17 protein-coding genes are annotated in these 14,246 nt (G+C 35.4%); 15 read left to right on the top strand and 2 right to left on the bottom strand.

The window, feature by feature from the left end; all coding sequences use genetic code 11:
- Window positions 1-341: 341 nt before the first annotated feature.
- On the bottom strand, window positions 342-1,019 hold the full coding sequence (locus ACTJJ9_RS16630) for a GntR family transcriptional regulator (protein ID WP_095303250.1): 678 nt from the start codon (window positions 1,017-1,019) through the stop codon (window positions 342-344).
- Window positions 1,020-1,232: 213 nt separating this feature from the next.
- Here ACTJJ9_RS16630 and ACTJJ9_RS16625 point away from each other — a divergent pair, with 213 nt between their 5' ends.
- From ACTJJ9_RS16625 to ACTJJ9_RS16570, 12 genes are all read left to right on the top strand, one after another.
- A complete protein-coding gene (locus ACTJJ9_RS16625; RefSeq protein ID WP_145580448.1) occupies window positions 1,233-1,688 on the top strand; it encodes an OsmC family protein in 456 nt (151 codons plus the stop codon).
- A 198-nt stretch (window positions 1,689-1,886) separates the two neighbouring features.
- Entirely contained in the window at window positions 1,887-2,222 is a 336-nt protein-coding gene (locus ACTJJ9_RS16620) for a thioredoxin family protein (RefSeq protein ID WP_145580446.1), read from the top strand.
- A gap of 276 nt (window positions 2,223-2,498) precedes the next feature.
- Window positions 2,499-2,759 (top strand): metal-sensitive transcriptional regulator, encoded by a 261-nt coding sequence (locus tag ACTJJ9_RS16615; RefSeq protein WP_145580444.1) that lies wholly within the window; start codon window positions 2,499-2,501, stop codon window positions 2,757-2,759.
- A gap of 89 nt (window positions 2,760-2,848) precedes the next feature.
- Window positions 2,849-3,076 (top strand): sulfurtransferase TusA family protein, encoded by a 228-nt coding sequence (locus tag ACTJJ9_RS16610; protein WP_095303246.1) that lies wholly within the window; start codon window positions 2,849-2,851, stop codon window positions 3,074-3,076.
- 70 nt (window positions 3,077-3,146) lie between these two features.
- Window positions 3,147-3,626 carry a DsrE/DsrF/DrsH-like family protein gene (locus ACTJJ9_RS16605; protein WP_145580442.1) on the top strand — a complete coding sequence of 160 codons (480 nt, stop codon included), beginning with the start codon at window positions 3,147-3,149 and terminating at the stop codon, window positions 3,624-3,626.
- 30 nt (window positions 3,627-3,656) lie between these two features.
- Window positions 3,657-4,019, top strand: coding sequence for a rhodanese-like domain-containing protein (locus ACTJJ9_RS16600; RefSeq protein ID WP_095303244.1), 363 nt, complete (start codon window positions 3,657-3,659; stop codon window positions 4,017-4,019).
- Window positions 4,020-4,041: 22 nt separating this feature from the next.
- The gene (locus ACTJJ9_RS16595) at window positions 4,042-4,338 is read left to right on the top strand and encodes a rhodanese-like domain-containing protein (protein ID WP_145580440.1); all 297 of its coding nucleotides are present in this window, start codon (window positions 4,042-4,044) and stop codon (window positions 4,336-4,338) included.
- Window positions 4,339-4,388: 50 nt separating this feature from the next.
- The gene (locus ACTJJ9_RS16590; RefSeq protein WP_145580438.1) at window positions 4,389-4,964 is read left to right on the top strand and encodes a sulfurtransferase TusA family protein; all 576 of its coding nucleotides are present in this window, start codon (window positions 4,389-4,391) and stop codon (window positions 4,962-4,964) included.
- A 19-nt stretch (window positions 4,965-4,983) separates the two neighbouring features.
- Complete coding sequence (locus ACTJJ9_RS16585; protein ID WP_095303241.1) at window positions 4,984-5,379, top strand: DsrE/DsrF/DrsH-like family protein; 396 nt, start codon at window positions 4,984-4,986, stop codon at window positions 5,377-5,379.
- 43 nt (window positions 5,380-5,422) lie between these two features.
- Window positions 5,423-6,550 (top strand): MBL fold metallo-hydrolase, encoded by a 1,128-nt coding sequence (locus tag ACTJJ9_RS16580; protein WP_145580436.1) that lies wholly within the window; start codon window positions 5,423-5,425, stop codon window positions 6,548-6,550.
- Window positions 6,551-6,839: 289 nt separating this feature from the next.
- Window positions 6,840-7,616, top strand: coding sequence for a sulfite exporter TauE/SafE family protein (locus tag ACTJJ9_RS16575; protein ID WP_145580434.1), 777 nt, complete (start codon window positions 6,840-6,842; stop codon window positions 7,614-7,616).
- 180 nt (window positions 7,617-7,796) lie between these two features.
- Entirely contained in the window at window positions 7,797-8,402 is a 606-nt protein-coding gene (locus ACTJJ9_RS16570; protein WP_145580432.1) for a methyltransferase domain-containing protein, read from the top strand.
- A gap of 428 nt (window positions 8,403-8,830) precedes the next feature.
- Here the strand turns inward: ACTJJ9_RS16570 and ACTJJ9_RS16565 are convergent, their stop codons facing one another.
- Window positions 8,831-10,237, bottom strand: coding sequence for a 6-phospho-beta-glucosidase (locus tag ACTJJ9_RS16565; RefSeq protein WP_145580431.1), 1,407 nt, complete (start codon window positions 10,235-10,237; stop codon window positions 8,831-8,833).
- A gap of 281 nt (window positions 10,238-10,518) precedes the next feature.
- Between ACTJJ9_RS16565 and ACTJJ9_RS16560 the strand changes: the two genes are divergently transcribed.
- From ACTJJ9_RS16560 to ACTJJ9_RS16550, 3 genes are all read left to right on the top strand, one after another.
- The gene (locus tag ACTJJ9_RS16560; RefSeq protein WP_145580430.1) at window positions 10,519-11,403 is read left to right on the top strand and encodes a MurR/RpiR family transcriptional regulator; all 885 of its coding nucleotides are present in this window, start codon (window positions 10,519-10,521) and stop codon (window positions 11,401-11,403) included.
- A 538-nt stretch (window positions 11,404-11,941) separates the two neighbouring features.
- Window positions 11,942-12,586, top strand: a complete 645-nt coding sequence (locus ACTJJ9_RS16555) for a Bax inhibitor-1/YccA family protein (protein ID WP_145580428.1) — start codon at window positions 11,942-11,944, stop codon at window positions 12,584-12,586.
- Window positions 12,587-13,296: 710 nt separating this feature from the next.
- Complete coding sequence (locus ACTJJ9_RS16550) at window positions 13,297-14,244, top strand: ABC transporter permease (protein WP_440768769.1); 948 nt, start codon at window positions 13,297-13,299, stop codon at window positions 14,242-14,244.
- Window positions 14,245-14,246 lie beyond the last annotated feature (2 nt).

Below are 14,246 nucleotides of genomic sequence, written 5' to 3'. Positions count from 1 at the left end.
TAAAGTGAAAAAGTCTATAAAGAAAGGCGACTATCCGTCCAAAAAATGAACGGATAGTCGCCTTTTTCGTTTACGATCTTGAAATAAAATTAAAAAACGTAAGTTTTTCAGTGGCCTCTATAAAGATGTTCTCTTTTTTATAAACAGTTTTTTGTGTTACTTTATTGAAAGGCAGTCGATAGAAATTCGCACATCGACTGCAATTTTTAGAAGTTTCGAATGGAGATTATACATACCTTATATTAAACACTAATAGAGTAATAAAAAGTTATAGAATGTGTCTCTGTAATTGATATACATAAAGACTTTGTCCGTATTGGGTATATATCCTATTTTTGTTGCTACCCTCTAATCATGTTAAGAAGGAGCGACACATCATTCGTGGAACCGACGGATATGACGGTTTTTTGAGCTTCATCTGCAAACTTCTTCACTTTCTCCGCCAAATCAGATCGTGTAACAATCACATCAGCATTGTGAATGGCCTTAATTAAAATATTTTCTGGCAACTCAGAAACATCGATTGATTCAATTTCCGCAGATGTCATACGTTTTATTTCATCTAAATAAAAGGTGCATGAACTTTCTTTGCATTCAATGAAAAGATAACGTCTTTTCCGGTTCAAAGGTTGGCGAAATAGCTGCATATAGGCATATCCAGACAATAGTACATTTTCGATATGAAAACCTAACTCGTAGGCATCCTTAATTGTTTGTTCAACAAAAGAAAAATAGGGATTTTGCTTTTTAAATCTTGTAACTTCTTCCTCACTGGCAACTTGTGTTCCACGTCCCTTTTGTATTAATAATAGACCTTCCTCTTTTAGTTGTGAATATATTCCCTGAATTGTATTTCGGTTAATAGATAGTTGATTTGCTAACATATTCGTTGAAGGAAGAGTATCTCCCGGTTTGAGTAAATCCTTTCCAATTAACCATTTAATTTGCTCTTTGATTTGCACGTGGATAGGCAAGGGTGAGAGGGGATCGATATTAATCGGAATTCCTGAATGTTCCATTTTAACAACCAACTTTCTCGGTTAACTAATAATCTAGATATGTTTAGCTTAATGAAGGAAACGAATAAAATCAAGTTCTGCAAAAAAAGTCTAACAACAGGATAGATAAAAATATTTGACAATGATCTTATAGAGAAATATCATATAGTTGAATGATTAGTTAACTATTGAACTAGATAACTTAGTGAAATTTAATTGAGGAGTGGAATTTACATGGCTGATTTAACGACAAAATTAAAGACTGTTTGGTATGGAAATACAAAAGGGAATGGTAGAATTCAAGGTAATGAATTTGAAACAAAGATCGCTATCCCTGAATCTTTGGGTGGTAATGGGGAAGGGGCTGAACCTAAAGGATTACTTGTATCTTCTGCAGCTGCTTGTTATTCGATGACTCTTGTTGCCATGCTTGAAACAAGAAAAGTGAATGTAACTAAACTTACAATGAATTCCGAAGCTATAAATTCAAAGGAAGAGGGTTTTAAAATTACACATTATCCCAATGTTATTTTGTCTGCTGATGCAACAGAGGAGCAAATAGAATCAGCTAATAGAGCAATTTTGGCCGCAGATAAAGGATGTGCAGTTGGAAATATGCTGAAAAAAGCAGATGTAGAAATCAAAATTGAAGGCAATGTATCTATAACATCTGGGGAAGATAAATTATAGTAACTATGTAGAAGGTTTCCAATTAGGCTGATGCTATACGAGCTTAGCACAGTATAACTTGTTATTATGTCAGCGAATAGGAGTGACATGACAACAGTAATATTTCATGCATTACCTTAATATGCCCCGCTTGTGATTAAAAGGAAAGAATTTGAGAGGGAAAACTACGGAGTCAGAGATCTTAAAAGGAGTTTGGAAATGAAAAAGGTAAATGAGCTAACAACACTGAAGATGGTAGAAGAGTTTCTTGAAAATCATGAACTAAGCTTCTTGTATGTATCCACACCAGAGTGTAGTACGTGTCATGCTATATTACCTAAGGTAAGAGAACTTCTGGATCAATACCCACTTATCCATCTGGGACATATTGATGCAAGACAGGTAGAAGAGGTAGCGGAAAAATTCCTAATTTTAACTGCCCCTATTATGCTTTTGATGATAAATCAAAAGGAATATTTACGAGAGGATCGTTTCGTTCGGTTTGGTCGTTTAGAGGAAAAACTAGGAACTATTTATGAGATGTATACTCAATAAACTCTTTATTTGATAATTGATTTTTTGGACTGCTATACTAATAGCGGTCTCTTTATTTTAGAGCAAGATTTATCATAGTTGACATCATACCCTAAGGGGTATATTATAGAAACTGTTGATGATAATTGATGTATTGTTCCAGGCAGACTTGAAAAAATATTAGGACAGGTTATTTAAGTAAGGAGTTGTCGGATATACATTGATCAATTATCACAAGCTATATTCAAATGAAGCTCTACAAAATATAAACTTACAAATGGTAAAGGGGGGAAAACAGTGGAGTACAACGATCAAATGAAAAATAGAATTAAACGGATAGAAGGCCAGCTTAGAGGGATATTGAAAATGATGGAAGAGAATAAGGACTGTAAAGAGGTTATAACTCAGCTATCTGCATCGAGAACAGCCCTTGATCGTACAATTGGGTTAATTGTTAGCTCGAATTTAGTCGAGTGTGTTCGGCATGCTGAAATGAACGGTGAAAGTACGGAAGAGCTTGTAAAAGAAGCTGTAAACCTATTGGTAAAAAGTCGATAATAAAAAGGGTTGACACCCTCTTTTATTTTCTCTAGTATTATACCCATAGGGGTAAGGGTAACTAACGTTAATATAGGAGGAACACAGTGATGAAAATAGATAAAGTGTTAGACGCTAAAGGTTTGGCCTGTCCAATGCCGATTGTTAAAACAAAAAAGGCGATGGATGAACTAGAATCTAGGCAAGTTTTAGAAGTCCATGCAACAGATAAAGGAGCTAAAAGTGATATAACAGCCTGGGCTAAATCAGTTGGTCATGAGCTTTTGAAACATGAAGAAGAAAACGATGTATTAAAGTTTTGGATTCAGAAAGGTTAATTTTTTTTTAAGCTACTATATACCTATACGGGTATATGTATAGTTTGTTATATTCAAGGGGGCGTACAGCATGACCGAAAAGAAAAAAACAACAATTGTCTTATTTAGTGGTGATTATGATAAAGCGATGGCTGCTTATATTATTGCAAATGGGGCTGCAGCTTATGATCATGAAGTAACGATCTTTCACACGTTTTGGGGATTAAATGCCTTACGGAAAGATGAACATATTCCGGTGAAAAAAGGATTCATGGAAAAAATGTTTGGCACAATGATGCCTAAAGGTGCAAATAAAATGGGGCTTTCAAAAATGAACTTTGCTGGATTTGGTCCGAAAATGATTAAAGATATTATTAAAAAGCATAACGCTTTACCTTTACCACAATTAATTGAAATGGCGCAAGAACAAGAGGTAAAGCTAGTAGCGTGTACAATGACGATGGATTTGCTAGGACTTAAACAGGAAGAGCTATTAGATGGCATTGACTATGCAGGAGTTGCTGCCTATTTAGCAGATGCAGAGGAAGGTAATGTTAATCTGTTTATTTAAGAGCACATTCACGATAGCGGGAGGTTACAAATGAATGTTCTAATTTATTTATTGATTGTATTATTCCTATTTTTTATTGTTAAGGGATTTTTGCCGATAAAAGGTGTTAACCAAATCACCACAAGCGAGTTGAAAAGGGAATTAATGAACAAGAACAAGCAATTTATTGATGTCCGAACACCAGGTGAGTTTAAAGGAAACCATATTAGAGGATTTAAAAATATTCCTCTTCAGCAGCTTGCTCAAAAGGCAGAAAGCGAGCTTTCAAAGGAAAAGGACGTAATCGTGATTTGTCAAAGTGGAATGAGAAGCCAACAGGCTAGTAAAACTCTAAAAAAATTGGGATTTATAAGTGTAACAAATGTTAAAGGCGGCATGAGTGCTTGGTCTTAAATCAACATATGGAGGACGAAAAATGAAACAAATCACTGCAAAAGAGGTCGAGACTTTCTTAAATGAAGGTACATCATTAAATATCATTGATGTACGTGAAGCTGACGAGGTTGCTACTGGAATGATACGAGGCGCTGTTCATATTCCTTTAGGGTTAGTTGAATTTCGCAAGCATGAATTAGATAAAACGAAAGAATATATCATGGTATGCCGTTCTGGAGGAAGAAGTGGCCGTGCAACACAACTGCTCGAAGGGGATGGATTTAACGTAATGAACATGGTTGGTGGAATGCTTGCTTGGGAAGGAAAAATCGAATAAATTTTTTTATTAAAAATAGTACCCGGTGGGGTATGTGTGGAGGCGTTATAATGGAGAATTTGAAAGCAAATATGATTTTAGATGCAACAGGATTAGCATGTCCAATGCCGATTGTTAAAACGAAAAAGGCAATGAATAACCTAGAGGCAGGCCAAGTAATAGAAGTTCAAGCGACAGATAAAGGGTCCACAGCTGACATGAAGGCATGGGCTGAAAGTACAGGCCATCACTATTTAGGGACAATTGAAGAAGGTAATGTTCTCATACATTATCTCCGCAAATCTTCTAATGATGAAGCTATTGAAAAAAAACACCAAAATATTATCAATAACGAGGAATTAGAAAAAAGGCTTGAAGCAAGTGAAAGCATCGTTGTTATCGATGTAAGAGAATCTGCTGAATTTGCCTTTAGCCATATTCCAAATGCAATCTCCATTCCCTTAGATGAATTGGATAACAAATTAAATGAATTAAACAAAGAAGATGAAATCTACGTGGTTTGCCGAACTGGAAATCGTAGCGATCTTGCTGCACAGAAATTAACCAATAATGGTTTTGCAAATGTCACGAATGTTGTACCAGGAATGAGTCAATGGAATGGTAAAAAAACAGGAATCAACGACTAAAAGCTAGGAGGAATCTACAATGAATAAAAAAGTAGCGATTATTGCAAGTAATGGTGGATTATTTGATGCATACAAGGTATTTAATATTGCAACGGCTGCGGCAGCAACTGACCAGGAAGTGGCTATTTTCTTCACCTTTGAAGGGTTAAATTTAATCCATAAAGAAGCATACAAACAGCTTCAAATGCCAGAAGGAAAAGAACATTTTGCAGAAGGGTTTACAAAGGCAAATATTCCTTCGATTCCAGAACTGGTTACAATGGCACAAGAATTGGGTGTTACCTTTATCGGATGTCAAATGACAATGGATGTTATGGGATTGGAAAAGGAAGATTTTATAGATGGCATTGAAGTAGGTGGCGCTGTTACTTTTTTAGAATTTGCTAATGATGCAGATGTAACTTTAACTTTTTAAGATTATTTTTTTGAATAAATTAATACGGATGGGGGTATTTAAGATGACTGTAAATGTAATGACGTCAAAAGATGTGACGAAAAAGCTTATTCAAAAAGAAGAATTATATATTCTAGATGTTCGAAATGAAAGTGATTTTAACGATTGGAAAATTGAAGGAGTAAGCTTTGAGCATTTAAATGTTCCTTACTTTGAATTGCTTGATGGAGTAGATGAAATCATTGAGAAAATACCTACTAATAAAGATGTGCTAGTTGTTTGTGCTAAGGAAGGTTCATCGGTAATGGTAGCGGAAATGCTATCTGATGCCGGATTAAACGTTTCATACCTAAAGGGTGGGATGAAAGCATGGAGTGAACATTTAGAGCTTGTTAAAGTGGGCGATTTAAAGGATGGTGGGGAAATCTATCAATTCGTTCGAATCGGTAAAGGGTGTTTATCTTATTTGGTTGTTTCAAATGGAGAAGCAGCCGTAATTGATGCAACACGTATGACGGATATCTTTCTAAATTTTGCCGAAAGACTGGGAGCAAAAATTACACATGTATTGGATACACATCTTCATGCTGACCATATTTCCGGTGGACGTACAATTGCTGAAAAAGCGGGTGCTACCTATTGGCTACCACCTAAGGATGCAACAGAAGTAATGTTTGACTATGAGCCACTAGAAGACGGCAAAGTCATAACAATCGGTAACACAATGATTGATATTTCTGCATTGTATTCACCAGGTCACACCATTGGTTCTACATCCTTTGTAGTTGATAAAAGGTTCTTGCTTTCAGGCGATATTTTGTTCATTGATTCAATTGGAAGACCAGACCTAGCAGGGAAGGCAGAAGATTGGGTGGGAGAATTACGAAACACGCTATATAATCGCTACAGAGAATTATCAGATGAACTGATTGTCCTGCCGGCACATTTTATGATGATAGACGAGCTAAATGATGATGGTAGTGTATCAGAAAAATTAGGATCATTGTTTAAAAACAATCACGGTTTAAATATAGAGGATGAAACTGAATTTAGAAAGCTAGTAACGGAAAACCTACCACCGCAGCCAAATGCTTATCAAGAAATTCGTGAAACAAATATGGGGAAAATCAATCCAGACTTGGACAAACAACGTGAGATGGAAATTGGGCCTAACCGTTGTGCAGTCCGTTAATTTTAACTAAGAGGAAAAATCGTGATGGAAGATGCAGAAGGGGTTGCGTGCCCAATGCCGATAGAAAATACAAAAAGGCAATGAAAGAAATTGAAACAGGTCAGGTAATATAAGTGCACTTAGGCGGATAAAGGGGCAAAAAATGATTTAGCAGTCTAGGAAAAATCGGGAGGGCATAACTTATTTAAACATGAGGATGAAAATGGAGCGTTAACATTTTGGATAAAAAAAGGCTGAAAAATAACGGGAGCCCAAATAAGGTTCCCTTTTTTCTAAAGAGGGGAGCAACATGGATATACATCTTATCATGACACTTTTTATCATTGGATTTGTAGGTTCTTTTATATCTGGTTTGTTAGGAATAGGAGGAGCTATTATCAACTATCCAATGCTGCTTTATATTCCAGCTATATTAGGTGTAGGTCATTTTACAGCACATGAGGTTTCGGGAATTACAGCCTTCCAGGTGTTCTTTGCGACGATTGGTGGTGTTTTGGCTTATCGTAAGGGCGGCTTTTTAAATAAAACGTTAATTGTGTATATGGGAACTAGCACGTTAATTGGAAGCTTTATTGGGGGGATTGGCTCTACTCACTTGTCTGAAAGCGAAATGAATATCGTTTATGGAATGTTAGCGCTTATTGCTGTTGTCATGATGTTTGTCTCTAAAAGGGGGAAAGATGATAGCCTTCTAGAACAAGTTAAGTTTAACAAATGGCTTGCCGCTTTATTCGGTTTTATTGTTGGTCTGGGAGCTGGTATCGTAGGTGCAGGGGGAGCATTCTTGTTAGTTCCGATTATGCTTGTGGTTTTAAAGATTCCAACGAGAATGACGATCGCCTCATCATTAGCCATTACACTTATTTCATCAATTGGAGCACTTTCTGGAAAAATCTCTACAGGACAGGTACAAATTCTCCCATCATTGATAATAGTTGTCGCTAGTTTAATAGCTTCACCATTAGGAGCTAATGCTGGGAAAAGAGTGAACACGAAGGTTTTGCAAGGATTAATCGTTATTTTACTATTAACGACAGCAGTACAGACTTGGATAGCCATTTTATAATCTTGGTTGTTGATAAGAGCAATCTTTTATATTTAAATATTCATCCTAAGAAAAGGGCTTTTCAGTCCTTTTTTACATTATTTTTCAAAAACTATTAGAGCAATAGAAAGATGAAGTACAATTAAATGTAAAAGAGTTTATTTGTTTGGGAATAACAAAAACAAAAAGGAGAACTAGTATATGAATGGATGGAATAACCGTTTTAAAGATGAGAAGTATGTTTATGGAACGGAGCCAAATGAATTTCTTGTAGACATCCATAGAAAGCTAAGTTTAACTGGAGAAGCATTGGCTATTGCTGAGGGGGAAGGACGTAATGCCATCTTTTTAGCGGAACAAGGAATGAATGTAACTGCTTGGGATTATGCGGAAGCCGGGTTAGTCAAAACAGAAAAACTCGCGAAAATTAGAAATGTTAGAGTAAAAACAAAGCTTGTAGATTTAAATGATGCTAGATGGGATAAGGACAAGTGGGATGAACTTATTTGTATTTTCGGTCACTTTCCCAAGGAATTACGAAAAAAGACACTAGATAGCGTTAAAGATGCAGTAAAGCCAGGAGGGTATTTTATCTCAGAAGTCTATTCTGTTCATCAAATACCATACAAGAGCGGAGGACCACAGGATCCTGAGCTTCTTTATAGACCTGAAGAGTTCTTAAATGCTTTTTCAAATTGGAGAATTGTTCACTTCTTTATGGGAGAGGTTATCCGGAAAGAAGGAGAGCTTCATAATGGTTTGTCACATGTCATCCAGTTTGTTGGACAGAAACCAATTGAGAGTTAGTGGTAGAATTCATAGATAAAAAATTGGTGCCAATAAAAGAAAAAAAAGAGGTTGGGACATAAGGAAAATATTTCTAATGAAACCGAACATTGCTTATTGAAAAAAACTATAAAAGAAAAGACTCTTTACGAAGAGGTCGGTTATTTGTGCAAACTTTATTAAGGTTGATTGGAGCGTAAGTGCGAGACTCCTGCGGGATGCGTGGGAGAGGTGAGACCCCGCAGGTTTACACCGAGGAGGCTCACCACCCACCCCGCGGAAAGCGAGTACTATAGCGGAAATCAACCAGAACGACTACTAGTAAAAAGTAACAATTTATACAAGTATTACCACTTACGAAAAGACACGAAGTTTAAAGCAGAATTTCAAATTATAGTTAGGATTTTTCTTATGTTGAAAATCTTTTGTCCAAACCTCGACTTGATGTTTTATGAGACAGTAACTACTTCTTCTTTAGCTAGATTTCTAGCGATTTCGTCTTTTATAGTAATTCCTGCAGCCTCTAATTCTGCAATTTTTTCTGAGAATTGTGGCAGGTAGTTTTTATGTGCAATCAATAATTCATCTAGGACACGTTTTGCCGTTTCACCACTAGGGATGAGTGGATTTATTGTGAATGCTTGTAGCGCTAAGCCGTAATCACCGGTTACAGCTGCTTCTTCTACACATAGCTCCATATTCTTCATTACTTGTAGCCAGCCTTTTTCAGCTGGTGGAAGTGAACCAAAAGCAACTGGTCTTGCACCTGCAGACCCGATATAAGCGGATACCTCTACAACATCATCGGGAGCAAGGTCAGGAACCGCGCCGTTATTCTTCGTAGAAACGACAACCTGTGTATTTTTGTTCGCATAAATCGATGCAATGGTTTCACATGCGGCATCTGAATAGTATGCACCACCACGTTTTTCTAACTGTTCAGGTTTATGATCTAAGTTAGGGTCTTTATATAATTCAAATAGTTCTGCTTCTGTTTGTTTAACTTGTTGCCCTCTTGTTCCAATATTCGGATCATTGTACTCTTCAAGCATATGGCTTAACATCTCTTCATAGCGATAATAATAACGATGATAGCCACACGGAATCAGGTTCATTTGCTTCAATTGCTCTTTAAAAAACGGAACATCGAAGATATTTGCTGGAAGCCCGTTATCCTTCTCATAAAGCTTTTCGATAATTTGGGAGGTCACATCATTCCCAGCTAAATCTTGCACTCTATGCCAATGAAAATGATTTATTCCAGCGAAGGAATACACGAGTTCATCAGTTGTTTTTCCAATTAATTTCGGTTCTTGCATCATCGCCATAACAGGAACATTGCATAAGCCAATTACCTTTTCCCATTTGCCATAGCGGATGATTGCGTCTGTTACCATACCACTAGGATTTGCAAAGTTAACTAACCATGCATTTGGGCATAATTCCTTCATATCTTCCACAATGCTTAAAATGACAGGAATGGTTCTGAAGGCTTTGAAAATACCACCGGCACCATTCGTTTCTTGACCTACCATCCCGTAAGATAAAGGAATTCGTTCATCTTTAATTCTAGCATCTAATAAGCCAACTCTAAATTGAGTAGTAACAAAGTCAGCATCTTTCAACGCTTCACGACGGTCTAATGTCAAATGCACCTTTACATCATAGGGAGAAGCGTCCCACATTCTCTGTGCCATCTCACCAACAATTTTAAGCTTTTCCTTCCCCGCTTCAATATCAACAAGCCAAATTTCTCTAATTTGTAACTCATCGAATCTTTTAATAAAGCCTTCCATTAATTCAGGAGTATAACTGCTGCCTCCACCAATCGTTACAATTTTTACGCCTTTTGACATGTTCAAGCTCCTCCTTTATCTCGTAGCTTATTTTTAAATCTAGTGAAAAGTAAAATATTGTATTTACAAATTACTATTAAAAATGTAAATTTGTTTAATGAAGTGGGAAGTCATTATGAGTAGGTTTATCCTTCCCTCTTCTTAATTTTAGTATAAAATATGATGAGGCATAATCAATATAATTAGAGGCGAATCATTCTTCATTTACAAATTTATTTACAAAAACGACCGATTTTTGTAAATGTCATTAGCAAGCGGAAATAAAAGTAGAGGTGATAGATATGTTGCTGACAGAGAAGATGAAGGAAAATATTTTTTCTTCATCAGAAAGGGATATTATCGACTATTTGTTTAAAGAAAGAGAGAATATTAAAGAGAAAACAACGAAACAAATTTCTAAAGAAACCTACACTCATCCATCCACGTTAATTAGAATTGCAAAAAAGCTAGGATATAGTGGTTGGGTAGAGTTGAAAAACAGTTTTCTTGATGAAATTGAATATTTAAATAGTCATTTTTCCTCTATTGATGCAAATTATCCTTTTGATGAGCGAGATAATATTATGACAGTTGCAAATAAAATGGCTTTATTGAATCAGAAGACAATTAGCGACACGTTGTCTCTCTTAAATTACGATGAATTGCAAAGGGCAACAAATATGCTTGATAAAGCATCACATATTAAAATATTTTCTGTGAATCATAATTTGTTGATTTGTCATGATTTTAAATCAAAAATGAATCGAATCGGAAAGCATGTTAGTCTATGCACAGTTGATCCTTTATTCGAAGCGGTAAATTCTAATAGTGATACTTGTGCTATTGTGATCTCATATAGTGGGGAAAGTAAAGATACTGTAGGGCTGTTGCCATTTTTGAAGAAAAAGAAGGTACCAATTATTGCTTTAACGAGTATTGGGGAGAATACTCTGTCAAAATTCGCGGATTGCATTTTACGAATTACCACAAGGGAAAGATTGTATTCTAAAATAGGCAGTTTCACTACGAACAATTCCATCTGCTTTCTTTTAGATGTTCTCTATGCTGGTGTTTTTTCAAAGGACTATAAAAAGAACCTAGAATATAAAACGCAAATTTCTCGATATTTTGATCGTAGAAAAAGTTCCAATGAAGTTATGCAAGAAATGAAACACGATCAAGCTTAAATATGGTTGAAATTAATCCTATTTCAACCTGAAATAAACTAAACAGCTAATGTTGATATAGAAACAACGATATGAAGAGATTTGTTAAAATCGCCTCCTTTAAAAAGTGATTTTACATTAAAGTTTCTTAGGGGAGGTTTTTGTGCTGGATTGTTGGCCAGAAAATAATATCATTATATAGCGCCCTCATCTAAATTGTTTTAACGTAAAAATACGGATAATTTTAATCTGGTGAAATAACTTTTTGTAGCAAAATATATGAATAGAGTGAAAATTACTAGTGAGAAAAGTAAAATTCACAATATATGAATATGGAAATTTAATGTCAAAACAAAAAAATGCTATACCTATGACCATAGTTAATGGTATTTTAAATAATAGTGATTGTGTAGTAAATGCCAAAAATTCCTTCATAAGGAAGAAAAAGTGCCTACGTTTTACTAACAAAAGGGATCTTTTAGTAAAAATAAACTGGATAATATCAAATTATTAAGTTCAAAAACTAATGTATGTTATGAAATAGAGGAGAGGGATGTTTATGTTAGGAGCATTAACTACAGAAAACAGATCGATGTTTCAGAAGGTCTTGATTACATTTGTAATCTCGTTATTATTCGCTACGGCAGGGTTATACTTTGGCCAGTTCGTGCCAACAGCTCTTATGATTCCTTTGGCAATCGCTGAATTAATTATGATTATCGCGGCATTTTGGCTAAGACGTAGAAAAAGCGTTGGATACACATTCATTTATTTATTTTCAGTGATATCTGGTATCACAACATTTCCAATTGTTAGTCATTATGCTTCAATGGCTGGAGCTCAAGTTGTATTAATGGCTTTTGGAGCAACATTTGGTATATTTGCTGTTATGGCAACAATAGGAGCGAAAACAAAGAAAGATTTATCTTTCCTATCAACATTCCTGTTAGTTGCGTTATTAGCGATAATCTTTGTAGGGATTTACAGTATCTTTGTTCCATTAAATTCGTCAGGTATGGTAGCTTATTCTGTCATTGGAGCAATTGTCTTTTCTCTCTATATCGTGTATGATTTCAACCAAATGAAAAGAATGTCCATAACAGAAGAGGATGTACCTTTATTGGCTCTATCTTTATACTTAGATTTTATTAATTTGTTTATCAACTTACTGCGTATTCTTGGCATTTTAAGCAGTGATGATTAAGCTGAAAGAGACTAGGCATGAAGTAATGTAAATCTTCCGAATGAAGGTCGAACATTGAGCCTTACGAAAACCATTAAATGAGAAAAATCCGAACTAACACGAAATTCAAATTAGAATTTCAAATGATAGTTCGGATTTTTCTTTGGATAAACCTTTTGTGACGGCCCCTTTTATTTATTTTTTTAGAAAAACTATAACACTTGAAACCTGGGAAAAAGAAATTGAATAAAACAGTATATTGAAAGAAAAATTAGGTCACATTTATTTTAGTTATTGTTTAAGAGTCTTTTGCAGAAGTCTTACCTTTATAAAATGAGTGACATGAAAATGACAGAAGCGAATCGATACTTTGTACCTTTTTATAGCTGATATTTACATAGTACCTCCTGATTTTATGATTGCTAAAACATTGGCTTTTCCTCGTTAAATTTGTCCTTTGCTATTTAGCCAACAGAAAATGCCCTCTTAAGTGTGGACATGAAAAATCAAAAGACCTATTTATTTGCCTGATAGAGAAACATACTCTAAAAACATTTCGGTCAACCGCTTGACATATAAAATGTAACCGTTTAATATAAAAATGTGAAAGCGGTTAACACAAAATGTCAACCGCTTGACATAAAGAGAGAGAAGTAAAGAAATTTTTGAAATTAAGGGGGGAATATGAAGCTATGGGATTACTAGCATCTAAAGAGAAAGCGAATCAAGAAATGGGCAATTCTCTAGGGCTTGAATTACATGCGAAGACAAAAAAGCAAAGTTTTTTTCAATACTTTAGACGAAACTATGCACTGTATCTGTTTTTAGCTCCAGCTATTATCCTAACCATTATTTTTAAATACGTACCGATGTATGGAGCGATTATTGCGTTTAAAGATTTTAGTCCTATGAAAGGGATTTTAGGAAGTGAGTGGGTAGGTTTTGAACATTTTAAGGATTTTTTAACCTCTCCAAATTTCGCTGATATTTTTATGAACACCCTTAAATTAAGTGTTTATGGACTAATACTAGGATTTCCAGTTCCGATTATTTTAGCTCTTAGTCTTAATCAAGTAAGGAGAGCGACAATAAAGAAAAATATTCAACTCATCTTGTATGCGCCTAACTTCATTTCAGTTGTTGTTATTACAGGTATGTTGTTTATCTTTTTTTCACCGACAGGACCAGTTAATTCATTATTGTCATCATTTTTAAGTGGGCCAGTGCCATTTATGACAGATCCAGATTATTTTCGGTCTATTTATATTCTTTCAGGAATCTGGCAAGCGGCTGGATGGTCGTCGATTATTTATGTCGCCGCACTAGCAAATGTTGATCCACAGCTGCATGATGCTGCGACAATTGATGGGGCATCACTTTGGCAAAGGATTAGACATATTGATTTACCAACATTAAAGCCTATTATGGCAGTGCTCTTTATTTTAGGGGCAGGTGGAATTATGGCGATTGGCTTTGAAAAGGCTTACCTAATGCAAACATCTATGAATATACCAACCTCAGAAATTATCCCAACGTATGTATACAAGGTCGGCTTGCAGGCTGGTGATTATGCATACTCAACAGCGGTCGGCTTGTTTAACTCTGTGATTAATGTCATATTACTCGTTTTTGTTAATTTTGTTGTGAAGAAATTAAATGAAGGTGAAGGATTATATTGATG

The organism is Metabacillus sp. 22489, from assembly GCF_052044855.1.
In the GTDB taxonomy this organism is placed as follows: Bacteria; Bacillota; Bacilli; order Bacillales; family Bacillaceae; genus Metabacillus; species Metabacillus niabensis.
This window is presented reverse-complemented; position numbering and strand designations above follow the sequence as displayed.